The following is a 24,400-nucleotide window of genomic DNA, read 5'->3' as shown; positions in this document are numbered from 1 at the left end:
CGGCCTTCCCCCGGTCGGCCGCGGCCGTTTCCCGGGCGCCCGTCAGGCTGCTTCCGGGCGCCGGCGCGACCGCTCTCCGGGGGCTGCCCGACCGCTTCCCGGCGCACGCCGGGCCGGGCGCGCTTTCCGGCCTTCCGGCGTCGCCCCGGATAGCCGGAGGCAACCATTCCGGGGTGGGGTGCGTCGTACGGCCGTATGCCCGTACGGCGATTCACCCGGGAGGGGAGCGCATGACCTCGGACCCGACGGCCACGGACCACCGCGCCGGCCGGCGCGGCGGCGGGCGGCGACCGGCGGGCGGGCCCGCCCGGGCGCTCGCCCGCGTGCTCGGCCCGCTCCTCGCCGCCCTCGCGCTGCTCGTGCTGCCCGGCCCGGGGCCCGGCGGCGGGACCGCCGACGCCGCCTCCGTCTGCCACGGCCGGCCGACCAGGACGTACGCCTTCTCCACGGGCGAGGTGCGGGTGTACCGGACCCGGAACTACGTCTGCGCCGTCACCGTGGCCAAGCGGCCCGGCCCGCGCCGCCCGATGTCCGTCTCCCTCCAGCCGCGCGGCGGGCGGCCCGCCGTCAAGGCCGGGCGGTTCGACCGGCAGGCCGGTCCCGTCACCGTCCACGCCCTCAACCGCTGCGTGCGGGTGAACGGTTCGGTGGCCGGGAGGGGCACGGCCACGGGCTGGATCCTGTGCTGATGTGAAGGAAAGTCCAAGAGTAAGGACCAACTGGGTCTGGCGGTCCACACGTTGCCCCCGCTAGGTTCGCGACACCGTTGTGAACCAAGGGGAGGGTGAATGCGCAAGTCGCTGAGATGGGCGCTGTCGCTTTCGGTGCTCATAGGCACCGTCGGGTCGACCGGAACGGCTACCGCCGTGGACGCGGAGACCGGCAGCGCGACCGTCGTCGACTCGCAGAGCACGAGTACGGACATCAAGGACCGCATCCTGGCGATCCCCGGGATGAGCCTGATCGAGGAGAAGCCGTACGCCGGCTACCGCTACTTCGTCCTGGAGTACGTCCAGCCGATCGACCACCACCGCCCGTGGGCGGGCACGTTCAAGCAGCGCCTCTCGCTCCTCCACAAGGACACGAGTCGCCCCACCGTCTTCCGCACCAGCGGATACGGCCTGAGCACCACGCCGAGCCGGACCGAGCCGACCCGGATCATCGACGGCAACCAGGTCTCCATGGAGTACCGCTTCTTCACGCCGTCCCGTCCGCAGCCCGCCGACTGGTCCAAGCTCGACATCTGGCAGGCGGCCAGCGACCAGCACCGGATCTACACGGCGCTGAAGAAGATCTACGGCAAGAACTGGCTGTCCACCGGCGGCTCCAAGGGCGGCATGACCGCCACGTACTACGAGCGCTTCTTCCCGCGCGACATGGACGGCGTCGTCGCGTACGTCGCCCCGAACGACGTGGTGGAGAAGGAGGACTCGGCGTACGACCGGTTCTTCGAGACCGTCGGTACGAAGGACTGCCGCGACCGCCTGAACAACATGCAGCGCGAGGCCCTCGTCCGCCGCGAGCCGCTGGAGAAGAAGTTCCAGGCCTGGGCCGAGTCCGAGGGCGCCACCTTCAACACCCTCGGCTCGCTCGACAAGGCCTACGAGGCCGTCGTCCTCGACTTCGTCTGGGGCTTCTGGCAGTACTACGGCCAGGACGTCTGCGACCAGATCCCGGACGCGGCGACCGCGAGCGACGACACCGTCTACGAGACGATCGACGCCTACTCCGGCTGGTCCGCCTACACCGACCAGGGCCTGGAGTACTACACGCCGTACTACTACCAGGCGGCGACCGAGCTCGGCTCGCCCTCCATCAAGCAGCCGCACCTCGCCGGCCTGAGCCGCTACGGCTACCAGCCGGCCGGCAGCTTCGTGCCGCGCGAGATCCCCATGAAGTTCAAGCCGCAGGTCATGCGCGACGTCGACGACTGGGTCCGCAAGAACGCGAACCACATGCTCTTCGTCTACGGCGGCAACGACCCGTGGGGCTCCGAGAAGTTCCGTCTCGGCAAGGGCGCGCGCGACAGCTTCGTCTACACGGCCCCGGGCGCCAACCACGGCGCCAACGTGGCCGGGCTCGTCGACGCCGAGCGCGAGAACGCCACCGCCCGCATCCTCGCCTGGGCCGGCGTCCCCGCCCCCGCCGTCCAGGCCGCCCAGCCCCTCGCCCGCTTCGACTCCCGCCTCGACGCGGTCGTCGACGAGGACACCACCCGGGAGCACGGGCTGCGCCCGTAGCGCCTGAGCGTGACAGCGGGGTGCGTCCCGGCGGACGCACCCCGCTTTCGCGTCTACCGCGCGTACGACAGGCCGTGGCCCACCGGGTAGAGGACCCGGGAGGGGTCGTCGGCGTGCTGGACGGGGACGGGGAGGCGGCCGAGCGGGCGGGCGCGGCCGGCGAGGACGCGGACCGCGGCGCGGAGTTCGACGTCGGTCCAGGAGTAGCTGGCGAGGGTGGCCCGCTGCCCGGAGATCCGGGCGATGTCGTAGGGGTTGCGGATGGCGACCGTGACGACGGGGATCCCGGTGGCGACGAGCCGGGCGACGAGGGTGCGCTGGGGACTCGTCGCGGAGACGTTGTACGTGCCGACGAGGATCGCGGACTTGCCGGCCGCCGCGGCGACCGCTTCGTCGATCTTCGCGGCCGTGGGGGTGATCCCGGTGGAGAGCGCGGTCGCGGTGAAGCCCAGTTCGTTCAGGGCGGTGGCGAGGGTCGTGGTCGGCGGGCCCGTCGTGCCGGACGGCGAGGCGGGGTCGGCGCCGACGACGAGGACGGAGCCGTGGGTGGCGGGGCTCAGGGGGAGGAAGTCGTCCTCGTTGAGGAGCAGGGTCGTCGTGGCCTCGGCGATCCGGTCGGCCCCGGCGCGGTGGGCGGCGGTGCCGACGACGCGGTCGACGCCGGCCCGGGTCACGTACGCCTTCCGGAACAGGCCGAGCTTCGCCTTGAGCCGCAGGATGCGCAGGATCGATTCGTCGAGCCGGGCCTCCGTCAGCTCGCCGTCCCGGACCGCCGCCAGGACCGCGTTCCAGGCGACGTCGAGCTTGGGCGGGTTGAGCAGCTGGTCGACGCCGGCCTTGAGGGCGAGGACCGGGACGCGCGCGTCCCCGTACTTGGTGCGCACGCCCTCCATGCCGAGCGCGTCCGTGACCACCACGCCGTCGTAGCCGAGCTGTTCGCGCAGGATGCCGGTGAGGATGGGCCGGGACAGCGTCGCGGGGTCCTCGCTGGGGTCGAGCGCGGGGACGACGATGTGCGCGGTCATGATCGAGTCGATCCCGGCGGCGATGGCGGACCGGAAGGGCGGCGCGTCGAGCTCGGCCCACTGCTCCCGGGTGTGGGTGATGGTCGGCAGGCCGTAGTGGCTGTCGACGGCGGTGTCGCCGTGTCCGGGGAAGTGCTTGGAGGTGGCCGCGATCCCGGCCCGCTGGTATCCCTTCACCTGCGCGGCGACGAGGCCGGCGACCGCCTGCGGGTCGGAGCCGAACGAGCGGACGCCGATGACCGGGTTGGCGGGGTTGACGTTCACGTCGGCGACCGGGGCGTAGTTCTGCCGGATGCCGACGGCCGCGAGTTCCTCGCCCGCGATCTGCGCGGCCTTGCGGGCGTCCGCGTGCGAACCGCCGGCGCCGAGGGCCATCGCCCCGGGCAGCAGGGTGGCGGGCTTCCCGACCCGGCAGACGATGCCGTGCTCCTGGTCGGTGGAGATGAGCACCGGGATCGGCGTCGGCTGGGCGAGCGCGGCCTGCTGGATCCCGTTGGAGAGCGCGGCGATCTGCTGCGGGTCACGGGTGTTGTGGGCCCAGGCGAAGTAGATGACGCCGCCCACGTGGTAGCGCTCGACGAGTTCGGCGGCGGTCCGGACGCCGATCTCGGTCAGGTTGGCGTCGATGTCGGCCTGGTCCGGCGTGGTCGCGGAGTGGCCGTACACCCGCATCACGAAGAGCTGGCCGACCTTCTCCTCCAGGGACATCCGGTCGATGATCCGCCGGAGCCTCCGGTCGTCGGTCCCGGCCTGGGCCACCGGTGCGGTGACCCCGGTGACGGCTGCCGCCGCGGCTGCGGCGGTCACCGTGAGAAGGGTGCGTCGGGAGGGGGCGGGGGCGCGGTGGTGCACTGCTGCTCCTTCCGGCCGTGCGGGATGAAGGAAACTTCCAAGGTGTCACGGATAGCCCGAAAGTAACTGCCAGGTCAAGGATCCGCGCAGGAATCGTCCACGTGCTCCTCACCCGGCGGAGGCGATCGAAGGCCAGAGCTCCTGGAGCGTACGGACCGTCTCCCGGATCGCCGGGCGCCGCGCCGCACCGGTCCGCCACATGGCGTGCAGCCGGCGCGTCGGCATCGGGTCGAGCCGCACCGGCACCACCTCGGGCGGCAGCCCGCCCCGCCCGAGCCGGGGGACCAGCGCGATCCCGAGGCCGGCCGCCACCAGCGCGACCTGCGTGTGGTTCTCCTCCGCCTGATGGACGATCAGCGGCTCGTACCCCGTCGCCCGCAGCGTCCGCGTCAGCCAGTCGTGGCAGACCGTCCCCGGCGGCTGCGAGATCCACCGCTCCGCCGCCAGCTCCTCCCGCCGCACCGACCCCCGCGCCGCCAGCGGGTGGTCCCGGTGGACGAGGAGGTCGCACAGGTCGTCGCCGATGACCGCCCGCTCGACCCCCGGCGGCGTCGGCAGCGGAGCGATGTCCCAGTCGTGGGCCACGGCCAGGTCGATCACGCCGCGCGCCACCAGGTCGACCGACAGGTGCGGATCCACCTCCGAGAGGCGGGCGTCGAGCTCGGGGTGGAGCCGGCCGAGCTCCGCGAGGGCCCGGGGCATCAGCCCGCGCGCCGCGCTGGCGAAGCAGCCGATCGCGAGCCGCCCGGACGGCAGGCCCCGCCGCTCTTCGAGCCGCACCTCCGCCCGCTCGACGAGGGCGAGCAACTGCCGTGCGGTGGCGGCCAGATGATGGGCGTCGTCGGTGAGGCGGACGCCGCGCCCGCTGCGTTCGAGCAGGGTCGTGCGGGTCTCCCGCTCCAGCTTGGCGATCTGCTGCGAGACGGCGGACGGCGTGTAGCCGAGGGCGGTGGCGGCGGCGCCGACACTGCCGTGGACGGCGACGGCGTGCAGGGCGCGAAGGCGGCCGAGATCCAGCATGGGCTTCTCCTGGCGGTGCCGGTCGATGAAGGAACGCTTCATCCCACCATGAAGGAACCCGTGCTGGTGCTACACGGTCGGGACCGGCGATGCTCGATCGCATGCGCCCCGCACACCTCGCCCTCGCCGCCCTGGTCGCCGCCGTCTGGGGCGTCAACTTCGTCGTCATCGAGATCGGCCTCGACCACTTCCCGCCGCTGCTCTTCTCCGCACTCCGCTTCCTCGCCGCCGCCCTGCCCGCGGTGTTCCTCGTCGGCCGCCCGAAGGTCGCCTGGGATGGGGGCTCCCCTGCTCGAACGGAGTTGAGAGCTTGGGGAAGGATCGCGGGCGTCGGACTCGTCCTCGGCGTCGCCAAGTTCGGCCTCCTCTTCACCGGCATGGACCTCGGCGCCCCGGCCGGACTCTCCTCCCTCGTCCTCCAGGTCCAGGCCGTCTTCACCGCCCTCTTCGCCTTCGCCGCCCTCGGCGAACGCCCCGGCCGCCGCAAGCTCGCCGGGATGGCCGTCGCCCTCGCCGGGATCGGCGTCGCCGCCGTCGACGAGGGCGCGGCGGGATCCGCGACCGGCTTCGTCCTGGTGATCGCGGCGGCGGCCTGCTGGGGCGTCTCCAACGTCCTGACCCGCAAGGCCGCCCCGCCCGACGCGCTCAACTTCATGGTGTGGGTCAGCACCGTGCCCGTCCTGCCGCTGCTCGCCCTCTCCCTCCTCCTGGAGGGCCCCGAACGGGATCTCGCCGCCCTGCGCGGACTGGACTGGACCGGCGCCGGCGTCATCGTCTACGTCGCCTGGATCACCACCGTCTTCGGCTTCGGCGCCTGGGGGTTCCTCCTCCGCCGCTACCCGGCCTCCTCCGTCGCCCCCTTCTCCCTCCTCGTCCCCGTCTTCGGCATGTCCTCGGCCGCGCTGTTCCTCGGGGAGGGCGTGAGCCCGCTCCGCTGGTGCGCGGCCGCGCTGCTGGTGGGGGGAGTGGCGCTGACGTCGTTCCAGCGGAAGGCCGCCGGCGGCGGGCGGTCGGCGGTCGGGGAGCCGGCGGTCACGCGCCCGGTGGCCGAGGAGGCGAGGGTCGGGGAGCCGGAGGCCCCGGGCGCCGAAAACATGATCGACACCCCCGGGGGGCCGGGCTACCGTGTCACGCCGGTGTGACCGTGCCCCACTGAAAGGCTCCGCCCCGTATGACCTTCGAGAACGTCACCGTCGACAGCTCCGAACCCGCCCCCGGCGCCGTCCTGCTCGTCGGCATCCCGGGAAGCGGGAAGAGCACCGTCGCGGCGGCCCTCGCGGCCCGCTTCGCCCGGTCCGCGCACATCGAGGTCGACGACCTGCAGGAGCTGATCGTCCAGGGCTGCCACTGGCCGAGCCCGGACGGCGACCCCGAGGCGGACCGGCAGATCCTGCTGCGGGCCCGCAACGGCTCCCTGCTCGCGGACAGCTTCGCCTCGGCGGGCTTCCTGCCGGTCCTCGACGACGTGGTCGTACGCCGCTCCCACCTGGACTTCTACCGCGCCCACGTCAAGGCGGTGCCGCTCCACGTGGTGGTCCTCGCCCCCGGCCCCGACAAGGCCTGGGAGCGCAACAACGCCCGCCACAAGAAGCTCACGACGAACTGGGCCTTCCTGGACGAGGCCATGCGCGCCGAACTGTCCGGCGAGGGCGTCTGGATCGACAACGCGGACCAGACCGTCGAGGAGACCGTCGAGGCGGTCCTGGCGGCGACGGGCCTGAAGCCGGAGAAGTAACCGGCCCTCGGCCCGAGTTCTCAGTCCTCGGAGCGGGGGAACCCGCCGGTCTCGACGACGATCTCCCGGCCTTCGAGGGGGAGGGTCAGGTCCTCGCCGAAGGGGATGCGCTCCTGATCCGTGTAGACGCCGGTCCGGGCGGGGGCGCTGTGGACGACGCAGACGTTCTCGGAGGGGTCGATGATCACGTAGAGCGGGATCGCGCACTCCGCGTACATGCGGAGCTTCTTCTCGAAGTCGTTGTCCCGTGTGCCGAGCGAGACGATCTCCAGGACGGCCTCAAGGCTGTGCCACTCGAAGCGGCCCCGGTTGTTCCGCTCGGAGCCGGGGGCGACGATCGCCAGGTCGGGGGCGTATCCGTACAGACTCGACGGGAAGTCGATCATGACGTCCGAGAGGATCTCACCGTGTCCCGCGAGCTGCTGCTCGATCTGGGGGGCGGCCCGCAGGATCACTTTCCACTGCCGCTCGCCCCGGGGGGTCATGATGATCTTTCCGTCCGTGATCTCGACGCGGTAGCCGTTGGGCAGGTTGACGCCGTCCAGGACGTCCCACGCGCTGGAAAGGTCCATCAGTATCGTCATGCGATCCTCCAGGTGGCGCTCGTCGCCACGATAGCCGTCCGCTACCCCCGAGGCCGGGCCGTCGACCCCCGCACCACCAGCTCTCCCGGGACCGTCACCGGGCCGCCCGCCGGGGGCTCCTCCGCGCCCATCGCCAGGCGGCCCGCCCGGGCGCCCGCCTCGTGGAGCGGGAGGCGGACGGTCGTGAGGGCCGGGACCGCGTCCACCGAGAAGGGCAGGTCGTCGAAGCCCGCCACCGAGACGTCGTCCGGGATCGACAGGCCCCGCTCCCGCAGGGCCGCGCAGACGCCGAGTGCCACCGTGTCGTTGGCGGCGACGACCGCCGTCAGGGCCGGGTCTCGGGCGAGGAGTTCGGCGGTCGCGTCGTACCCGGAGCGGCGGTCGTAGGGGCCGTGGACGGTCGGGCCCTCGGGGACGCCCGCCGCGGCGAGGGCGTCGCGGTGGCCTTCGAGGCGGTGCCGGGTGGTCGTGCGGTCGGCGGGCCCGGCCACGTAGCCGATGCGCCGGTGGCCGAGGGCGAGCAGGTGCTCGGTGAGGAGCCGCGCGCCGGTGCGGTTGTCGAAGACGAGGGCCGCGGTGTGGGCGTCGCCGGGCGCCGGCGGGCGGCCGCAGAGCACGACCCGGGTGTCGGCCTCGGCGAGTTTGGCCAGTTTGCCCGCCGTCGCCGCGAGGTGCCCGGGGTCCTCCAGGGAGCCGCCCATGAGGATCACGGCGGCGGCCCGCTGCCGCTGGAGCAGGGTGAGGTAGGTGAGTTCGCGTTCGGGGGAGCCGCCGGTGTTGCAGACGACGGCGAGCTTCTGCCCTCCGGCCCGGCCCGTCGCGCTCTCCCCGATGGAGCTCTGCGCCGCGCTCGCCATGATCCCGAAGAAGGGGTCGGCGATGTCGTTGACCAGCACTCCGACCAGGTCGGACGTGGCGGCGGCGAGGGAGCTCGCGGGGCCGTTGAGGACGTAGTCCAGCTCGTCGACGGCGCGCAGGACCCGTTCGCGGGTGGAGGCGGCGACCGGGTAGTTGCCGTTGAGGACGCGGGAGACGGTCGCGGGGGAGACCCGGGCGCGGGCTGCCACGTCCGCCAGGGTGACGGTCATCGTGTGCGTACCTCCGGGGCCCTTGTCGACGGTGATGTCGGCAGGCTAGCGTCATCGTCGATGGAAAGCGCTTTCTATCGAGGCGCGGAGCACCGGGGAGAGGAATCTTTCGTGACACGCAGGACAGTCCGCATCGCCATGAACGGCGTCACCGGACGCATGGGCTACCGCCAGCACCTCGTCCGCTCGATCCTCGCCCTGCGCGAACAGGGCGGCCTCGACCTCGGCAACGGCGAGACCCTCTGGCCCGAGCCCGTCCTCGTCGGCCGCCGCGAGCCGGCCCTGCGCGCCCTCGCCGAGCGCCACGGCCTCACCGAGTGGTCGACCGACCTCGACGCTGTCCTCGCCGACGACACCGTCGACGTCTACTTCGACGCCCAGGTCACCTCCGCCCGCGTCGAGGCCCTCACCAAGGCCATCGCGGCCGGCAAGCACGTCTACACCGAGAAGCCCACCGCCGCCGACCTCGCCGGCGCCCTGGAGCTCGCCCGCCTCGCCGAGGAGAAGGGCATCAAGCACGGCGTCGTCCAGGACAAGCTCTTCCTCCCCGGCCTGCTCAAGCTCAAGCGGCTCATCGACGGAGGCTTCTTCGGCGAGATCCTGTCCGTGCGCGGCGAGTTCGGCTACTGGGTCTTCGAGGGCGACTGGCAGGACGCCCAGCGCCCCAGCTGGAACTACCGCGCCGAGGACGGCGGCGGCATCGTCGTCGACATGTTCCCGCACTGGGAGTACGTGCTCCACGAGCTCTTCGGCCGGGTCACCTCCGTCACCGCCCACGTCGCCACCCACGTCCCGCGCCGCTGGGACGAGCACGGCAAGCCCTACGAGGCCACCGCCGACGACGCCGCGTACGGCATCTTCGGTCTCGAGGGCGGCGCCGTCGCCCAGATCAACTCCTCCTGGACGGTCCGCGTCAACCGCGACGAACTCGTCGAGTTCCAGGTCGACGGCACCCACGGCTCCGCCGTCGCCGGCCTGCGCGGCTGCCGCGTCCAGCACCGCTCGGCCACCCCCAAGCCGGTCTGGAACCCCGACATCCCCGTCACCGAGTCCTTCCGCGACCAGTGGCAGGAGGTCCCCGACAACGCCGAGTTCGACAACGGCTTCAAGGCCCAGTGGGAGCTGTTCCTGCGGCACGTCGCGCTCGACGAGCCGTACCACTGGGACCTGCTCGCCGGCGCCCGCGGCGTCCAGCTCGCCGAGCTGGGCCTGCGGTCCGCAGCCGAGGGCCGCCGCCTGGAGGTCCCGGAGGTGTCGCTGTGACGCTCCGCCTGCCCGCACCCGGCGGGTCGACCAGGGAGTACACGCCCCGCGCCGAACCGCTCGCGCCCGCCCCGGGCGGCGCCCTGACCTCCCGCACGGTCTTCTCCGCCGCGCACGTCGTCGCCGACCCGTACGCCGACACCACCCCCGACTCGCCCGCGGCCGTCGACTGGGACGCCACCCTCGCCTTCCGCCGCCACCTCTGGTCGCACGGCCTCGGGGTCGCCGAGGCCATGGACACCGCCCAGCGCGGCATGGGCCTCGACTGGGCCGGGGCGGCCGAGCTGATCCGCCGCTCGGCGGCGGAGGCCCACAGCGTGGGCGGCCGCATCGCCTGCGGCGTCGGCACCGACCAGCTCACCGGCCCCGCCGACCTGGTGGACGTCCGCGAGGCGTACGAGGAACAGCTCGCGCTCGTCGAGGAGACCGGCTCCCAGGCGATCCTCATGGCCTCCCGCGCGCTCGCCGCGGCGGCCGAGGACCGGGAGGACTACCTCGACGTCTACGGCCACCTCCTCCGCCAAGCGAGCGAACCGGTGGTCCTGCACTGGCTGGGCCCGATGTTCGACCCGGCCCTGGAGGGCTACTGGGGCTCGGCGGACCTCGACGCCGCCACCGAGACCTTCCTCGAAGTGATCGCCGCCCACCCCGACAAGGTCGACGGCATCAAGGTCTCCCTCCTCGACGCCGGGCGCGAGGTCGCCCTGCGCCGCCGCCTCCCCGAGGGCGTCCGCTGCTACACGGGCGACGACTTCCACTACCCCGAACTGATCGCGGGCGACGAACAGGGCTTCAGCCACGCGCTGCTGGGCATCTTCGACCCCCTCGCGCCGCTCGCGGCCGAGGCGGTCCGGATCCTCGACACCGGTGACACCGACGGCTTCCGCAAGGTCCTCGACCCCACGGTCGCGCTCTCCCGGCACCTCTTCCAGGCCCCCACCCGCTTCTACAAGACGGGTGTGGTCCTCCTCGCCTGGCTGGCCGGCCACCAGGACCACTTCACGATGGTCGGCGGCCTCCAGTCCGCCCGTTCCCTCCCGCACCTCGCCCGCGCCTACGAACTCGCCGACGGCCTCGGCCTGTTCCCCGACCCGGCGCGCGCGGAGTCCCGGATGCGGTCCCTGCTCACCGTGCACGGAGTCCCCCAGTGAACCTCGACCGCTTCTCGATCAACCAGATGACGGTGAAGCAGCTGGCCCTCCCCGAGCTGGTCGCCCAGTGCGTCCGGCGCGGCGTCCCGGGCATCGGACTGTGGCGCGAACCCGTGCGGGAGTACGGGATCGAGGCCGCCGCCGCCCTCGTCCGGGACGCGGGCCTCACCGTCACCACCCTCTGCCGGGGCGGCTTCTTCACCACCGACGGCTGGGAGGCGGAGAACCGCGCCGCCGTCGACGAGGCCGTGACCCTCGGCACCGACACCCTCGTCCTGGTCTCCGGCGGCCTCACCCCCGCCTTCCCCGACCTCCCCTCCGCCCGGGCCCGCATCACCGAGGCCATCGGCGCCCTCGCCACCTACGCGGGGGAGCGGGGCGTCCGCCTCGCCATCGAGCCCCTCCACCCCATGTACGCCTCCGACCGCTGCGCCGTCTCCACACTCGACCAGGCCCTGGAGATCGCCGAGCACTTCCCGGCCTCGCAGGTCGGCGTCACCGTCGACACCTACCACCTCTGGTGGGACGACCGCGCCCCGGCGGCCGTGGAGCGCGCGGGCGCCGCCGGCCGCATCCACTCCTTCCAACTCGCCGACTGGACCACCCCGCTCCCCGCCGGAGTCCTCAACGGCCGCGGCCAGTTGGGCACCGGCGCCATCGACCTCCGCGCCTGGGCGGACCTGGTCGAGAAGGCCGGCTACACCGGCCCGGTCGAGGTGGAGCTCTTCAACGACGACCTGTGGGCGAGGGACGGCGTCGAGGTCCTGGAGGAGACCCTGGAGGCGTTCCTGGCGGTCTGACCCACAACCGGCGAACGGTCACCCGGCCAGGTGCCGTACGTCCTGTTGCGGTGCTACTTCCGGCCGCCGCCCAGCAGGTCGCCCAGGCCGCCGCCCTTCTTCGCGGCGGCGCGCTTGGTCAGGGCTGCGACGACCACCGGGACCAGGATGTCGACCGCGCGGTCGACCGTCGCCGGCGGGAGGCCGGTGCGCTTGGCGACCGCGTCGGCGGCCGGTCGGGCGAGTCTGGCGAGCACGCCGGCCATCAACCCGCCCGCGGCGAGGCCGCCGAGGGCGGCGACGCCCTGGAGGGGCGGTTCGGCGGAGGTCACCTCGTCGACGGCGGCGCGGACCTCGTCCGCGCTGCTCGGTTCGGCCGCGGCCAGGCGCAGTTCGCCGGAGAGCTCGGTGACCGAACTGCCCACGAGCTGCCGGGCCCCGGCGGTGTCGGTGCCGAGCACCCCGGCGATCTCCCGGAGCCGGTCGTCGCCGAGTTCGGTCAGGACCTCGTCCTGGAACGAAGAGTCAGTCATGCCGGAAACGCTACGGTTCATCACGTTTCCCGGCACCCCGAACCGGGCCTTGTCGGCCGGTGCGCCCGCGGGTGTCCGAGCCCTTCGCTACGGTCGTTGCATGTCGAACGAGGGTCGGGGGCCGGCCGTGGTCGAGGGGGTCCTGGAGCGGATCACCTACGCCAACGAGGAGAGCGGGTACACGGTCGCCCGCGTCGACACCGGCCGGGGGGCGGGGGACCTGCTGACGGTCGTCGGGGCGCTGCTCGGCGCCCAGCCGGGGGAGTCGCTGCGGATGGAGGGGCGCTGGGGCTCCCATCCGCAGTACGGGAAGCAGTTCACCGTCGACAACTACACGACGCTGCTTCCCGCCACGATCCAGGGCATCCGGCGGTACCTGGGGTCGGGGCTGGTCAAGGGCATCGGCCCGGTCTTCGCCGACCGCATCACGACGCACTTCGGACTCGACACCCTCGACGTCCTCGAAGAGGACCCCGCGCGGCTGATCGAGGTCCCGGGGCTCGGCCCGAAACGGACGAAGAAGATCATGGCCGCCTGGGAGGAGCAGAAGGCGATCAAGGAGGTGATGGTCTTCCTCCAGGGGGTCGGCGTCTCCACCTCCATCGCGGTGCGCATCTACAAGAAGTACGGGGACGCCTCGATCTCCGTCGTGCGGAACCAGCCCTACCGGCTCGCCGCCGACGTCTGGGGCATCGGCTTCCTCACCGCCGACAAGATCGCCCAGTCCGTCGGCATCCCGCACGACAGCCCGGACCGGGTGAAGGCCGGCCTGCAGTACGCCCTGTCGCAGTCGACCGACCAGGGGCACTGCTTCCTGCCCGAGGAGCGGCTGATCGCCGACGCGGTGAAGCTCCTCCAGGTCGACACGGGCCTCGTCATCGAGTGCCTCGCCGAGCTCGCGGAGGACCCCGAGGGGGTCGTACGGGAGGTGGTGCCCGGTCCCGAGGGGACGCCGGTCACCGCCGTGTTCCTGGTGCCGTTCCACCGGGCCGAGCTGTCGCTCGCGGGGCAGCTGCGGCGGCTCCTGCGCACGGAGGAGGACCGGATGCCGGCCTTCCGGGACGTGGCCTGGGACAAGGCGCTGGCCTGGCTCGCCGATCGGACGGGGGCCTCGCTCGCGCCCGAGCAGGAGGAGGCGGTGCGGCTCGCGCTGACCCGGAAGGTCGCGGTCCTGACGGGCGGCCCCGGCTGCGGCAAGTCCTTCACGGTCCGCTCGATCGTGGAGCTGGCCCGGGCCAGGAAGGCCAAGGTGGTGCTCGCCGCGCCCACCGGCCGGGCCGCCAAGCGGCTCGCCGAGCTGACCGGCGCCGAGGCCTCGACCGTCCACCGGCTCCTGGAGCTGAAGCCGGGCGGCGACGCGGCCTACGACCGGGACCGGCCGCTCGACGCGGACCTCGTCGTCGTCGACGAGGCCTCGATGCTCGACCTGCTCCTGGCGAACAAGCTGGTCAAGGCTGTGGCACCGGGTGCCCATCTGCTGCTCGTGGGGGACGTCGACCAGCTCCCCTCGGTCGGCGCGGGCGAGGTCCTCGGCGACCTGCTCGCCCCCGGCAGCCCCGTACCGGCGGTCCGGCTGACCCGGATCTTCCGGCAGGCCCAGCAGTCCGGCGTGGTCACCAACGCGCACCGGATCAACGCCGGGACCCCGCCGCTCACCCAGGGCCTGCCGGACTTCTTCCTCTTCGTCGAGGAGGAGACCGAGGACGCCGCCCGGGTGACCGTGGACGTCGCCGCCCGCCGGATCCCGGCGAAGTTCGGCCTCGACCCGCGCCGGGACGTCCAGGTCCTCGCGCCCATGCACCGCGGCCCGGCCGGCGCGGGCTCGCTCAACGGGCTGCTCCAGCAGGCGATCACCCCGGCCCGCCCCGACCTGCCGGAGAAGCGGTTCGGCGGCCGGGTCTTCCGGGTGGGCGACAAGGTCACCCAGATCCGGAACAACTACGAGAAGGGGGCCAACGGGGTCTTCAACGGCACGGTCGGCGTCGTCACGGAGCTGGACGCCGTCGAACAGCGGCTGACCGTGCGGACGGACGAGGACGAGGAGGTGCCCTACGCATTCGACGAGTTGGACGAACTCGCCCACGCGTACGCGGTCACCATCCACCGCTCGCAGGGCAGCGAGTATCCGGCGGTGGTGATTCCGGTCACCATGAGCGCGTGGATGATGCTCCAGCGGAACCTGCTCTACACGGCCGTGACCCGGGCCCGGAAGCTGGTCGTCCTGGTCGGATCCCGGCGGGCCATCGCCCAGGCGGTCCGTACGGTCTCGGCGGGCAGGCGCTTTACCGCACTGGCCCATCGCCTCACAGGGGACCCCCTCGTGTGAAAGATCACGGGGGGCTACCGGAACCGGGGCGAAGGGGGCAGGATAGGGAGGTTGGCGGCACTGAGTGCCGCCGAATGGCCCAATGAGCGACCCCGAGTGCACTCTCCTGAGCCAAATGGGGGATGGTAGAGACAGTCAGGGCACCTCGAAGAAGAGGCACTACGTCGGTGAGGGATGACGTGAGCGACAACTCTGTAGTACTGCGGTACGCGGACGGTGAATACACCTACCCGGTGGTCGAGAGCACCGTCGGCGACAAGGGCTTCGACATCGGGAAACTCCGAGCCCAGACCGGGCTTGTCACCCTGGACAGCGGATACGGCAACACCGCCGCCTATAAATCCGCGATCACCTACCTCGACGGTGAGCAGGGCATCCTGCGGTACCGCGGTTACCCCATCGAGCAGCTGGCGGAGCGCTCCACCTTCCTTGAGGTGGCGTACCTGCTGATCAACGGCGAGCTGCCCAAGGTCGACGAGCTGGCGACCTTCAAGAACGAGATCACGCAGCACACGCTCGTCCACGAGGACGTCAAGAACTTCTTCCGCGGCTTCCCGCGGGACGCCCACCCGATGGCGATGCTGTCCTCGGTGGTCTCCGCGCTGTCGACCTTCTACCAGGACAGCCACAACCCGTTCGACGAGGAGCAGCGCCACCTCTCGACGATCCGGCTGCTCGCCAAGCTGCCGACGATCGCGGCGTACGCGTACAAGAAGTCGATCGGCCACCCGTTCGTCTACCCGCGCAACGACCTCGGCTACGTCGAGAACTTCCTGCGCATGACGTTCTCGGTCCCGGCGCAGGAGTACGACCTCGACCCGGTCGTCGTCAACGCGCTCGACAAGCTGCTGATCCTGCACGCGGACCACGAGCAGAACTGCTCGACCTCCACCGTGCGCCTGGTCGGCTCCTCGCAGGCGAACATGTTCGCCTCGATCTCCGCCGGCATCTCGGCGCTGTGGGGCCCGCTGCACGGCGGCGCCAACCAGTCGGTCCTGGAGATGCTCGAAGGCATCAAGGCCAACGGCGGCGACGTCGACTCCTTCATCCGCAAGGTGAAGAACAAGGAGGACGGCGTCCGCCTGATGGGCTTCGGCCACCGGGTGTACAAGTCCTTCGACCCGCGCGCCAAGATCATCAAGGCGGCGGCGCACGATGTCCTCTCGGCCCTCGGCAAGTCCGACGAGCTGCTCGACATCGCGCTCAAGCTGGAGGAGCACGCGCTCTCCGACGAGTACTTCGTCTCGCGCAACCTCTACCCGAACGTGGACTTCTACACGGGCCTCATCTACCGCGCCATGGGCTTCCCGACCGAGATGTTCACGGTCCTCTTCGCCCTCGGCCGCCTCCCGGGCTGGATCGCCCAGTGGCACGAGATGATCAAGGAGCCCGGCTCCCGCATCGGCCGTCCGCGCCAGATCTACACCGGCGAGGTCCTCCGAGACTTCGTCCCGGTCGAGGCCCGCTAGGACCTCGCGAGGCCCGGTAGCGCCCCGGAGGCGAACCGAGCCTCGAAAAGTTACGAGAGGCGCCCCGCCGTCGATCCCCCCACGGGTCGACGGGCGGGGCGCTTCCCTTTTCCCGGTGCGGATTCCCCCCACGGGATCCGGGCCGGGCGTCTGCGGGTGTCAGCAGAAGCTACGCGGGTCGGGCGCGATGCGGTCTGCCGGGGTACGTACGGGAGGGCCGCTCAAAGCTCCCCGGTGCACGTGCCCCGGCCAACGCTTGCCTGGAACGTCCCCCAAGACATTCCATGAACGTCCCCCAAGACGTTCTCGGCATCGCCCACTTAGACTCGCGAACAGCCCAGATGGTTACCCCACAATATCTGTGATCTAGATCTCTTTGTGAAGGTCCTGTGCGTCACGTGTAGGTGAAATCACGTGAAGCGACGGAGCCGAAGGCTGTTGGACACGACGAACACGGACGAAAAGGCCATGGCGAGGCCGGCGATCATCGGGTTGAGGAGTCCGGCGGCCGCGAGGGGGAGCGCGGCGAGGTTGTAGCCGAAGGCCCAGCCGAGGTTGCCCTTGATCGTCGCGAGGGTCCGCCGGGAGAGCCGGATGGCGTCCGCCGCGACCCGCAGGTCGCCCCGGACCAGGGTCAGGTCGCTCGCCTCGATGGCCGCGTCCGTGCCCGTCCCCATCGCCAGGCCGAGGTCGGCGGTGGCGAGCGCGGCGGCGTCGTTGACCCCGTCGCCCACCATCGCGACGGTCCGGCCCTCCGCCTGGAGCCGCCGCACGACCTCGGCCTTCTCCTCGGGCAGCACCTCGGCGATCACCTCGTCGATGCCCACCTCGGCCGCCACGGCCTCCGCGACCGCCCGGTGGTCCCCGGTGAGCAGCACCGGGCGCAGGCCGAGGCCGCGCAGCCGGGCGACCGCCTCGGCGCTGGTGTCCTTGACGGTGTCGGCGACGGTCAGGGTGCCCCGGGCGACCCCGTCCCAGGCGACGTGGACGGCGCCGGGCTCCGTCGCCGCGGGCGCCTCGACGCCCTCGGCCGCGAGCAGGGCGGCGCGCCCGACGAGGACCAGCCGGCCGTCGACCGAGCCGCGGACGCCGAGGCCGGGCACGTTCTCGAAGGTCTTCGGCGTGGGGAGCGTGCCGCAGCGCTCGGCGGCGGCGGCCGCGACGGCGCGGGCGACCGGGTGTTCGGAGGAGTGCTCCAGGGCGCCCGCGAGCCGCAGCAGCTCCGTCTCGTCGGCGGAGTCGGTGCCGTACCGCCCGCCGTGCACGTGCACGCCGGTCAGCCGCATGCGGCCGGTGGTGACGGTGCCGGTCTTGTCGAGGACGATCGTGTCGACCTTGCGGGTGGACTCGAGGACCTCGGGGCCCTTGATGAGGATGCCGAGTTGGGCGCCGCGGCCGGTGCCGACCATGAGGGCGGTCGGGGTGGCGAGGCCGAGGGCGCAGGGGCAGGCGATGATCAGGACGGCGACGGCCGCGGTGAAGGAGGCGGTCGGGTCGTCCGTGAGCAGCAGCCAGGTGACGAGGGTGCCGAGCGCGACGAGGAGCACCACGGGCACGAAGACGGCGGAGATGCGGTCGGCGAGCCGCTGCACCTCGGCCTTGCCGTTCTGGGCGTCCTCGACGAGCTTCGCCATCCGGGCGAGCCGGGTGTCGGCGCCGACCTCGGTGGCCCGGACGACGAGCCGGCCGGAGACGTTGACGCAGCCGCCGGTCACCGCGGAGCCCTCGGTGACGTCGAGCGGCAGCGACTCGCCGGTGAGCAGGGAGGCGTCGACGGCGGACGCGCCCTCGGTGACGGTGCCGTCGGTGGCGATCTTCTCCCCGGGACGTACGACGAAGAGGTCGCCGGCCCGCAGCTCCGCGACCGGGATCCGCGTCTCGGTGCCGGCGCGCAGCACGGCCACGTCCTTGGCGCCGAGGTCCATGAGGGCCCGCAGGGCCGCGCCGGCCTTCCGTTTGGCGCGGGCCTCCAGGTACCGGCCGAGCAGGATGAAGGTGACGACGCCGGCGGCGACCTCCAGGTAGATCGCGGAGGAGGCGTGGGCGCGGTCGGCGGTGAGGTCGAAGCCGTGGCGCATGCCGGGCATGCCGGCGTCGCCGAGGAAGAGTGCCCAGAGCGACCAGCCGTAGGCGGCGAGGGTACCGATCGAGACGAGGGTGTCCATGGTGGCGGCGCCGTGCCGCAGGTTGGTCCAGGCGGCCCGGTGGAAGGGCAGTCCGCCCCAGACGACGACGGGGGAGGCGAGGGTGAGCGACAGCCACTGCCAGTCGTCGAACTGGAGCGAGGGGACCATGGCGAGCAGCACCACGGGCGCGGAGAGGAGTGCGGAGACCGTGAGCCGCTGCCGGAGGGAGGCGAGCTCGGGGTCCTGCGGCTCGTCCTGCTCCTCCACCGGCGGGAGGGGTTCCTCGGCGGTGTAGCCGGTCTTCACGACGGTCGCGATCAGTGCGTCGACGCCGGTGTCCGACGGGTGCTCGACGTGCGCCTTCTCGGTGGCGTAGTTGACGGTGGCGGTGACGCCGTCCATCCGGTTGAGCTTCTTCTCGATCCGGGCGGCGCAGGAGGCGCAGGTCATCCCGCCGATCGTCAGCTCGGTGACGGTGGTCGTGGGCATGGCGGTTCCAAACGGGAGCAGGGCCGTACCAGGTAACGGTACGGCCCTGCGGTGCTGCCTCGTCCGGCGGCGGTCAGACCAGTTCGTAGCCGGCCTCGTCCACGGCGGCGGCGACGGCCTCGCGGTCGAGGGCCGTGTCGGAGACGACGGTGACCTCGCCGGTCTTGGCGGCGGCGGTGACGGAGGAGACGCCGGGGATCTCGGAGATCTCGCTGGAGACCGCGCCCTCGCAGTGGCCGCAGGTCATGCCCTTGACCTGGTAGACGGTGGTGAGTTCGGTCTTCGTCTCTGCGGACATGGCGCTCTCCTCCTGGGGGATTCAGGCTCTTACGATACCGAGACTATACCCCTAGGGGGTATAAATTCCACTTGGCTCCGACTCGCGCCGCGCGAGCGATCTCAGCCATGCCAGCCCCACCAGTGTCACCAGGGCGAGCCCGCCCACCGAGAACAGGGTGAACAGGTGCTCCTGCTGGGAGGTGGGCCTCGGGATGTACCCCTGGGCGAAGAGCGAGCGGTCCAGGTCGGTGGTGGTCATCCGGAGCACCAGCCAGAGCGCGATGCCGTGCATCGAGTCCCAGAGCGCGTGCAGGACCGCGACCCCGAGGTACGTGCCGATGACGGGCCCGGTGAAGCGGAAGCGGCCGTCGGGGCGGCGGAAGGCGAGCAGGACCGCGCCGGCGACGGCCGTCCACAGGCCGTGTCCGAAGGGGGCGAGCACCCCGCGCAGGATCTCGGTCTCCAGGAGCGAGCGCAGGTCGATGCCGTCCATGGTGACGGCGGCGTTGAAGGCGTACCCGGCGCTCTCGAAGGCGGCGAAGCCGAAGCCGACCGAGCCGCCGAGGACGAGTCCGGCGCGGTAGCCGCGCAGCCGGGGGTGGCGGCGCACGACGAACATCAGGGCGAGGAGCTTCACCGCCTCCTCGATGAGGCCGACCCCCAGGAACATCCACAGGGAGGGGTGGAGCAGGTAGTACTCCATGACCGAGGCGCCCAGCACGCCGAGGACGCCGCCGGTCACGAAGCAGCCCAGGATCACCGGCACCCCGAGGTCGCGGCCGTGCCGCTCGTACGCCCAGAGGACGAAGACGGCCGGGACGAGGAAGCTGCCGAGCAGGATGAGGGTGGGGAGCAGGGTGGTGTTCTCGGTGGCGTACGTGACGACCGCCGTCAGGACCCAGAGCGCGAGGCCGCCCCAGAGGCAGCGCCTCCAGAGGCCGGGGCGCGGCTGCGGGACCGGTGGGGCGGCGGGCGGCGAGGGCGTTCGGGTGGGGGGCGGGTACTCGTGCACGGCTGGACCTCCAAGTCCCTCCGTCGGCCGGGTATCTGACCGGAGCTTATGGTAAATACCCGATATGTCGCATTCGGGGACCACGCTCATCCTGATCATGACGATCGCCGTGCTGGCACCGCTGCTCGCCTACGGAGCGGGGCGATGGCTCCCCGTGCCCCTCGTCATCTTCGAGATCCTGCTCGGCATCGTGATCGGCCCCGACGTCCTGGGCTGGGCCCGCACCGACGCGCTCGTCGACGGGCTCTCGCAGCTCGGCCTCGCCATGCTGATCTTCCTCGCGGGGTACGAGATCGAGTTCGGCAAGGTCCGCGGCGACACCCTCAAGCGCTCCGTGTGGGCCTGGGGCGCCGCCCTCGCCCTCGGACTCGCCACCGGCGTCCTGCTCGGCGGCGGCTACACCAAGGGCGTCTTCATCGGCGTCGCCCTCACCAGCACCGCGCTCGGCACCGTCCTGCCCGTGCTGCGGGACTCCGGCGAACTCCACGGGCGGTTCGGCTCGGTCGTCATGGCCTTCGGGGCCGTCGGCGAGTTCGGCCCCATCATCGCCATGGCGCTGCTGCTCAGCGGGCGGGGCGCCGCCGAGTCGACCGCGCTCCTCGCCGTCTTCGCCGCGCTCACCGCCGGCGCCGTGCTCTGGGCGCTGCGGCCCCGCCCGCCGTGGTTCTCGAAGGTCATCGCCAAGACCCTGCACGGCAGCGGCCAGTTCGCGGTCCGGTTCGTCTTCCTGCTGCTCGCCCTGATGCTCGGGGCGTCCACGGCGCTCGGGCTCGACGTGCTCCTCGGCGCCTTCGCCGCCGGGCTCATCACCCGGCTCGTGCTGACCGGGGCCGCGCCGGACTCGGGTCCGGAGATCCTGGAGAAGATCGAGGGCGTCGGCTTCGGCTTCCTCGTCCCGGTGTTCTTCGTCGTCACCGGGATCGAGTTCGACCTCGCGTCGCTCCTCGACGGGGGCAGGGCCCTGCTCCTGCTGCCGGTCTTCCTGCTGCTCTTCCTCGCCGTGCGCGGTGGACCGATCTGGTTCCTCGCGCCGCGCGACCTCGACCGCGAGGACCGGGGCGGGCTCGTGCTCTACGGCTCCACCGCGCTGCCGCTCGTCGTCGCCATCACCACGATCGGCGTGGACGACAAGGCGATGACGGCGGGCGAGGCGGCCGCGCTCGTCGGCGCCGGCATGCTCTCCGTCCTCGTCTTCCCGCTGCTCGCCCTGAGGCTGCGGGCGCGGGCGGGGGAGCGGACGCCGCCCGCCGAGTCGATCAGCGGGTCCGAGGCGTGGTGACGGGAGCGGGGGCCGTCCCGTCGGTCAGCGGGGTCAGGTAGCGCAGCAGGACCGTCTTCAGCTCGGCGATCGTCGCCTCCCGCTCGGCCCCCTCGGGCGCGGCGAGCACGAGCCCCAGGCCGCCCTTGAAGATCGCGAACGTCATGCCGGCGATGCGGGAGCGGTCGCCCGCGGACAGCGCGGGGGCGTAGTGGGCGATCACCTCCTGGACGCTGGTGAGCAGTGACGCGTGCAGCTCGTCGTGCTCCTCGGCGATCCGGCCGGGCACCTCGGAGCCGTGCATCAGGGCGAGGAAGACCGGGTTCTCGCAGTTGAACGCGATCATCGGGTCGACCACGACGTCGAGCAGCTCGGGCAGCGGCAGGGTGAGGTTCTCCGGCGTGAACGCCTGGCCGTGGGCTGCCCGCATGTCGTGCAGGAGGCGCTCGCCGAGCTCGACCGCGATGGCCTCCTTGTTCGGGAAGTACTGGTAGAGCGTGCCGGGCGAGACGTGCGCCTCGCGGGCGATCGCGTTGGTGCTGGTCGCCGTGTACCCGTTCGCGCAGAACACGTTCGCGGCGGCGGAGAGCAGCTGCGCGATGCGGCGCTCTCCGCGCGCCTGGCGGCGGCGCGGCTTCGGTTCCTCGGGCGTGTCTTCGGACATGACTGTCCCCAGCTCTCCTCGGCACGTTTGACAAACACGAGAGGTCGCTCGCATTCTTGGAAAATGCGAGTGATCACTCGTGTTTGCCAGTCTATGGCAATGGGCGACCCATGCGACCTGCCGGGAAGCGAGCGCAGGGGTCAGGTGAAGGGGACACCGCGTCATGGCCGAAGTCAAGAAATCAGCGCCCGGCGGGGCCGGAACGCCAGGTCAGGCGGGGTCTCAGGGCGGGGGGTGGACGCGGTTCGCGACCGCGCGGCCACGCCTCACCCTCCTCGTGGCGCTCGTCCTCACCGCCCTCGCCGTCCTGGCCGGCGGCGGGGTCGCCGACCGCATGGGCAGCGGCGGCTGGGAGGACCCGTCGGCCGAGTCCACGTACGCGACGAAGGCGCTGGAGCGGGAGTTCCCCGGCTCCCAGCCGAACCTGCTCCTCCTCGTCGACACGGGGGCCGAGGCGGCGGGCGCCGGCGGCACCGCGGCCGTGGACGCCCCCGCCGTCGCCGCCGAGGCGCGGAAGCTCGCCGAGCGGCTCGCCGCCGAGCCCGGCGTCGACGGCGTCGGCTCCTACTGGTCCACCGGCTCGCCCGCCCTCCGCTCCGAGGACGGCCGCCAGGCGGTCATCGGAGCCCGGATAGCCGGCGAGGAGAAGGACGCCGCCGCCGTACTCGACCGGATCGCCCCCGAGTACCGGGGCACCCACGGTCCCGTCGAGGTCTCCCTCGGCGGCGGCCTCGCCGTCCGCCACGAGATGCAGACCGTCATCCAGGAGGACCTGCTCCGGGCCGAGCTCATCGCCCTGCCCCTCACCCTCGTCCTGCTCGTCATGGTCTTCGGCAGCGCGGTCGCCGCCCTGCTGCCGCTCGGCGTCGGCATCGTCGCCATCCTCGGCACCAACGCGGTCCTGCGCGGCATCACCGAGTTCACCGACGTCTCCGTCTTCGCGCAGAACCTGACGACCGCGCTCGGCCTCGGACTCGCCATCGACTACGCGCTGTTCGTCGTCCGCCGCTACCGCGAGGAGCTCGCGGCCGGCGCCGACACGCACACCGCCGTCCGCACCACCCTGCGCACCGCGGGCCGCACCGTGCTCTTCTCCGCCCTCACCGTCGCCGTCTCGCTCTCCGCGATGCTGGTCTTCCCGCAGTACTTCCTGCGCTCCTTCGCGTACGCCGGCATCGCGGTCGTCCTCCTCGCCGCGACCGCCGCGCTCACCCTGCTCCCGGCGGCCCTCGTGCTGCTCGGCGACCGGGTCAACGCGCTCGACCTGCGGCGCCTCCTCCGCCGCCGCGGCCGGCCGGACGGCGCCGGATCCGAAGCCGGATCCGGGGCGGGCTGGGCGCGGGCCGCCGCCCTCGTCATGCGCCGGGCGCCGGTCTTCGCCGTCCTCACCACCGCCGGGCTCGTCCTCCTCGGACTGCCCTTCCTCGGCGTGAAGTTCGGCACCGCCGACGACCGCCAGCTCCCCGTCACCGCCTCCTCCCGAGTCGTCCAGGACCAGCTGCGGGACGGCTTCCCCGGCAACCCCGGCGGCGGGATCACCGTCCTCGCCGAGGGCTCCGCCACCCCCGCGCAGTACGCGGCCTACCGCGAGCGGATCGCCGCCCTCGACGGCGTCGACCGGGCCGACGGCCCCGTGACCGCCGGCAGCGGCGGCCCCGGACACGCCTACTTCACCGTCGTGCCCGAGGGCGAGACCGTCGGCGCCGAGGCCCAGCGGGTCGTGGGCGAACTCCGCGCCGTCCCCGCCCCCTTCGACACCTCGGTCACCGGCCAGTCCGCCGTCCTCGTCGACTCCAAGGACGCCCTCGCCGAACGGCTGCCCTGGGCCGCGGCGATCGTCGTCCTCGTCACCCTGCTCCTCGTCTTCCTGCTCACCGGCAGCGTCGTCATCCCCGTCCAGGCCGTCGTCCTCAACGCGCTCAGCCTCACCGCGATGTTCGGCGCGGTCGTCTGGGTCTTCCAGGAGGGCCACCTCGCCGGACTCCTCGGCTTCACCTCCACCGGCGACATCGAGACGACCCTGCCCGTCCTCATGTTCTGCGTGGCCTTCGGGCTCTCCATGGACTACGGCGTGTTCCTGCTCTCCCGCATCAAGGAGGAGTACGACGCCACCGGCGACCACGAGCACTCCGTCCGCTTCGGCCTGCGCCACACCGGCGGGCTGATCACCGCCGCCGCCGTGATCCTCGCCGTCGTCATGGTCGCCATCGGCACCTCCCGGGTCACCAACACCAAGATGCTCGGCCTCGGCGTCGCCCTCGCCGTCCTCATGGACGCCATGGTCGTCCGCAGCCTCCTCGTCCCCTCCGTCATGAAGCTGACCGGCCGCCTCACCTGGTGGGCCCCGGCACCGCTGCGGCGCTTCCACGACCGCTTCGGCATCAGCGAGTCGGACGCCTCCGCGGCCGCCCCGGCGCCGGAGGACCCCGGGGCGACCGGGGAGCGGCAGGAGACCGCGACCGCGCGGCGGTGACACGGCGCGGCGCCGGGCCGGGGACTCCGGACCC

General features: G+C 72.4%; 20 protein-coding genes. 11 read left to right on the top strand and 9 right to left on the bottom strand.

The features are described from left to right. Nucleotides 1-230: 230 nt before the first annotated feature. A complete protein-coding gene (locus tag ACFCY7_RS00100; protein WP_376480159.1) occupies nt 231-689 on the top strand; it encodes a hypothetical protein in 459 nt (152 codons plus the stop codon). Nucleotides 690-788: 99 nt separating this feature from the next. Continuing rightward, a complete protein-coding gene (locus ACFCY7_RS00095) occupies nt 789-2,240 on the top strand; it encodes an aminopeptidase (protein WP_376480158.1) in 1,452 nt (483 codons plus the stop codon). 53 nt (nt 2,241-2,293) lie between these two features. Here the strand turns inward: ACFCY7_RS00095 and ACFCY7_RS00090 are convergent, their stop codons facing one another. Then, nucleotides 2,294-4,117, bottom strand: coding sequence for a glycoside hydrolase family 3 protein (locus ACFCY7_RS00090; RefSeq protein ID WP_376480157.1), 1,824 nt, complete (start codon nt 4,115-4,117; stop codon nt 2,294-2,296). 108 nt (nt 4,118-4,225) lie between these two features. Further along, complete coding sequence (locus ACFCY7_RS00085) at nt 4,226-5,137, bottom strand: LysR family transcriptional regulator (RefSeq protein WP_376480281.1); 912 nt, start codon at nt 5,135-5,137, stop codon at nt 4,226-4,228. A 101-nt stretch (nt 5,138-5,238) separates the two neighbouring features. Here ACFCY7_RS00085 and ACFCY7_RS00080 point away from each other — a divergent pair, with 101 nt between their 5' ends. After that, entirely contained in the window at nt 5,239-6,279 is a 1,041-nt protein-coding gene (locus ACFCY7_RS00080; RefSeq protein WP_376480156.1) for an EamA family transporter, read from the top strand. A gap of 29 nt (nt 6,280-6,308) precedes the next feature. After that, nucleotides 6,309-6,872, top strand: a complete 564-nt coding sequence (locus ACFCY7_RS00075; RefSeq protein ID WP_376480155.1) for an AAA family ATPase — start codon at nt 6,309-6,311, stop codon at nt 6,870-6,872. Nucleotides 6,873-6,892: 20 nt separating this feature from the next. Here ACFCY7_RS00075 and ACFCY7_RS00070 read toward each other — a convergent pair whose 3' ends face one another. Together ACFCY7_RS00070 and ACFCY7_RS00065 are read right to left on the bottom strand one after the other, a co-directional pair. Beyond that, entirely contained in the window at nt 6,893-7,456 is a 564-nt protein-coding gene (locus ACFCY7_RS00070) for a Uma2 family endonuclease (RefSeq protein ID WP_376480154.1), read from the bottom strand. Between the two features lie 41 nt (nt 7,457-7,497). Then, nucleotides 7,498-8,544, bottom strand: a complete 1,047-nt coding sequence (locus ACFCY7_RS00065; protein ID WP_376480153.1) for a LacI family DNA-binding transcriptional regulator — start codon at nt 8,542-8,544, stop codon at nt 7,498-7,500. Between the two features lie 111 nt (nt 8,545-8,655). Here ACFCY7_RS00065 and ACFCY7_RS00060 point away from each other — a divergent pair, with 111 nt between their 5' ends. The 3 genes from ACFCY7_RS00060 to ACFCY7_RS00050 are packed head-to-tail and all read left to right on the top strand — an operon-like array spanning nt 8,656 to nt 11,758. Next, nucleotides 8,656-9,807 (top strand): Gfo/Idh/MocA family protein, encoded by a 1,152-nt coding sequence (locus ACFCY7_RS00060; protein ID WP_376480152.1) that lies wholly within the window; start codon nt 8,656-8,658, stop codon nt 9,805-9,807. Beyond that, nucleotides 9,804-10,958 (top strand): dihydrodipicolinate synthase family protein, encoded by a 1,155-nt coding sequence (locus tag ACFCY7_RS00055; RefSeq protein ID WP_376480151.1) that lies wholly within the window; start codon nt 9,804-9,806, stop codon nt 10,956-10,958. Before ACFCY7_RS00060 ends, ACFCY7_RS00055 begins: the two co-directional genes overlap by 4 nt. Nucleotides 10,959-10,984: 26 nt before the next feature. Next, nucleotides 10,985-11,758: a sugar phosphate isomerase/epimerase family protein gene (locus ACFCY7_RS00050; protein WP_376480280.1), complete on the top strand. Its 774-nt coding sequence runs from the start codon at nt 10,985-10,987 to the stop codon at nt 11,756-11,758. A gap of 53 nt (nt 11,759-11,811) precedes the next feature. Here ACFCY7_RS00050 and ACFCY7_RS00045 read toward each other — a convergent pair whose 3' ends face one another. Then, nucleotides 11,812-12,270, bottom strand: a complete 459-nt coding sequence (locus ACFCY7_RS00045) for a DUF937 domain-containing protein (RefSeq protein WP_376480150.1) — start codon at nt 12,268-12,270, stop codon at nt 11,812-11,814. A 100-nt stretch (nt 12,271-12,370) separates the two neighbouring features. On the opposite strand from ACFCY7_RS00045, the gene ACFCY7_RS00040 reads away from it, so the two are divergent. Next, nucleotides 12,371-14,596, top strand: coding sequence for an ATP-dependent RecD-like DNA helicase (locus ACFCY7_RS00040; RefSeq protein WP_376480149.1), 2,226 nt, complete (start codon nt 12,371-12,373; stop codon nt 14,594-14,596). Between the two features lie 179 nt (nt 14,597-14,775). Then, the gene (locus ACFCY7_RS00035; protein WP_026057844.1) at nt 14,776-16,065 is read left to right on the top strand and encodes a citrate synthase; all 1,290 of its coding nucleotides are present in this window, start codon (nt 14,776-14,778) and stop codon (nt 16,063-16,065) included. Between the two features lie 410 nt (nt 16,066-16,475). Here ACFCY7_RS00035 and ACFCY7_RS00030 read toward each other — a convergent pair whose 3' ends face one another. The 3 genes from ACFCY7_RS00030 to ACFCY7_RS00020 all read right to left on the bottom strand — a co-directional run bounded on the left by ACFCY7_RS00030 (nt 16,476) and on the right by ACFCY7_RS00020 (nt 19,971). Continuing rightward, nucleotides 16,476-18,680 carry a heavy metal translocating P-type ATPase gene (locus ACFCY7_RS00030; RefSeq protein WP_376480148.1) on the bottom strand — a complete coding sequence of 735 codons (2,205 nt, stop codon included), beginning with the start codon at nt 18,678-18,680 and terminating at the stop codon, nt 16,476-16,478. Nucleotides 18,681-18,753: 73 nt separating this feature from the next. Beyond that, nucleotides 18,754-18,978 carry a heavy-metal-associated domain-containing protein gene (locus ACFCY7_RS00025; protein WP_376480147.1) on the bottom strand — a complete coding sequence of 75 codons (225 nt, stop codon included), beginning with the start codon at nt 18,976-18,978 and terminating at the stop codon, nt 18,754-18,756. A 51-nt stretch (nt 18,979-19,029) separates the two neighbouring features. Further along, complete coding sequence (locus tag ACFCY7_RS00020; RefSeq protein WP_376480146.1) at nt 19,030-19,971, bottom strand: PrsW family intramembrane metalloprotease; 942 nt, start codon at nt 19,969-19,971, stop codon at nt 19,030-19,032. Between the two features lie 64 nt (nt 19,972-20,035). On the opposite strand from ACFCY7_RS00020, the gene ACFCY7_RS00015 reads away from it, so the two are divergent. Further along, nucleotides 20,036-21,250 carry a cation:proton antiporter gene (locus ACFCY7_RS00015; protein ID WP_376480145.1) on the top strand — a complete coding sequence of 405 codons (1,215 nt, stop codon included), beginning with the start codon at nt 20,036-20,038 and terminating at the stop codon, nt 21,248-21,250. Here ACFCY7_RS00015 and ACFCY7_RS00010 read toward each other — a convergent pair. Then, the gene (locus ACFCY7_RS00010) at nt 21,228-21,893 is read right to left on the bottom strand and encodes a TetR/AcrR family transcriptional regulator (protein ID WP_376480144.1); all 666 of its coding nucleotides are present in this window, start codon (nt 21,891-21,893) and stop codon (nt 21,228-21,230) included. The two genes, ACFCY7_RS00015 and ACFCY7_RS00010, sit on opposite strands and share 23 nt — an antisense overlap. A gap of 163 nt (nt 21,894-22,056) precedes the next feature. Here ACFCY7_RS00010 and ACFCY7_RS00005 point away from each other — a divergent pair, with 163 nt between their 5' ends. Further along, entirely contained in the window at nt 22,057-24,366 is a 2,310-nt protein-coding gene (locus ACFCY7_RS00005) for an MMPL family transporter (protein WP_376480143.1), read from the top strand. The last annotated feature ends 34 nt before the right edge of the window (nt 24,367-24,400 follow it).

The sequence above is a fragment of the Streptomyces sp. NPDC056361 genome (assembly GCF_042262805.1).
Taxonomy (GTDB): Bacteria; Actinomycetota; Actinomycetes; order Streptomycetales; family Streptomycetaceae; genus Streptomyces.
This window is presented reverse-complemented; position numbering and strand designations above follow the sequence as displayed.

Bases quoted from the DNA above. Each gene is read 5' to 3' on its own strand.
- ACFCY7_RS00100 (WP_376480159.1), top strand. From the start codon at position 231: ATGACCTCGGACCCGACGGCCACGGACCACCGCGCCGGCCGGCGCGGC.
- ACFCY7_RS00095 (WP_376480158.1), top strand. From the start codon at position 789: ATGCGCAAGTCGCTGAGATGGGCGCTGTCGCTTTCGGTGCTCATAGGC.
- ACFCY7_RS00085 (WP_376480281.1), bottom strand. From the start codon at position 5,137: ATGCTGGATCTCGGCCGCCTTCGCGCCCTGCACGCCGTCGCCGTCCAC.
- ACFCY7_RS00080 (WP_376480156.1), top strand. From the start codon at position 5,239: ATGCGCCCCGCACACCTCGCCCTCGCCGCCCTGGTCGCCGCCGTCTGG.
- ACFCY7_RS00075 (WP_376480155.1), top strand. From the start codon at position 6,309: ATGACCTTCGAGAACGTCACCGTCGACAGCTCCGAACCCGCCCCCGGC.
- ACFCY7_RS00070 (WP_376480154.1), bottom strand. From the start codon at position 7,456: ATGACGATACTGATGGACCTTTCCAGCGCGTGGGACGTCCTGGACGGC.
- ACFCY7_RS00065 (WP_376480153.1), bottom strand. From the start codon at position 8,544: ATGACCGTCACCCTGGCGGACGTGGCAGCCCGCGCCCGGGTCTCCCCC.
- ACFCY7_RS00050 (WP_376480280.1), top strand. From the start codon at position 10,985: ATGACGGTGAAGCAGCTGGCCCTCCCCGAGCTGGTCGCCCAGTGCGTC.
- ACFCY7_RS00045 (WP_376480150.1), bottom strand. From the start codon at position 12,270: ATGACTGACTCTTCGTTCCAGGACGAGGTCCTGACCGAACTCGGCGAC.
- ACFCY7_RS00040 (WP_376480149.1), top strand. From the start codon at position 12,371: ATGTCGAACGAGGGTCGGGGGCCGGCCGTGGTCGAGGGGGTCCTGGAG.
- ACFCY7_RS00030 (WP_376480148.1), bottom strand. From the start codon at position 18,680: ATGCCCACGACCACCGTCACCGAGCTGACGATCGGCGGGATGACCTGC.
- ACFCY7_RS00025 (WP_376480147.1), bottom strand. From the start codon at position 18,978: ATGTCCGCAGAGACGAAGACCGAACTCACCACCGTCTACCAGGTCAAG.
- ACFCY7_RS00015 (WP_376480145.1), top strand. From the start codon at position 20,036: ATGTCGCATTCGGGGACCACGCTCATCCTGATCATGACGATCGCCGTG.
- ACFCY7_RS00010 (WP_376480144.1), bottom strand. From the start codon at position 21,893: ATGTCCGAAGACACGCCCGAGGAACCGAAGCCGCGCCGCCGCCAGGCG.
- ACFCY7_RS00005 (WP_376480143.1), top strand. From the start codon at position 22,057: ATGGCCGAAGTCAAGAAATCAGCGCCCGGCGGGGCCGGAACGCCAGGT.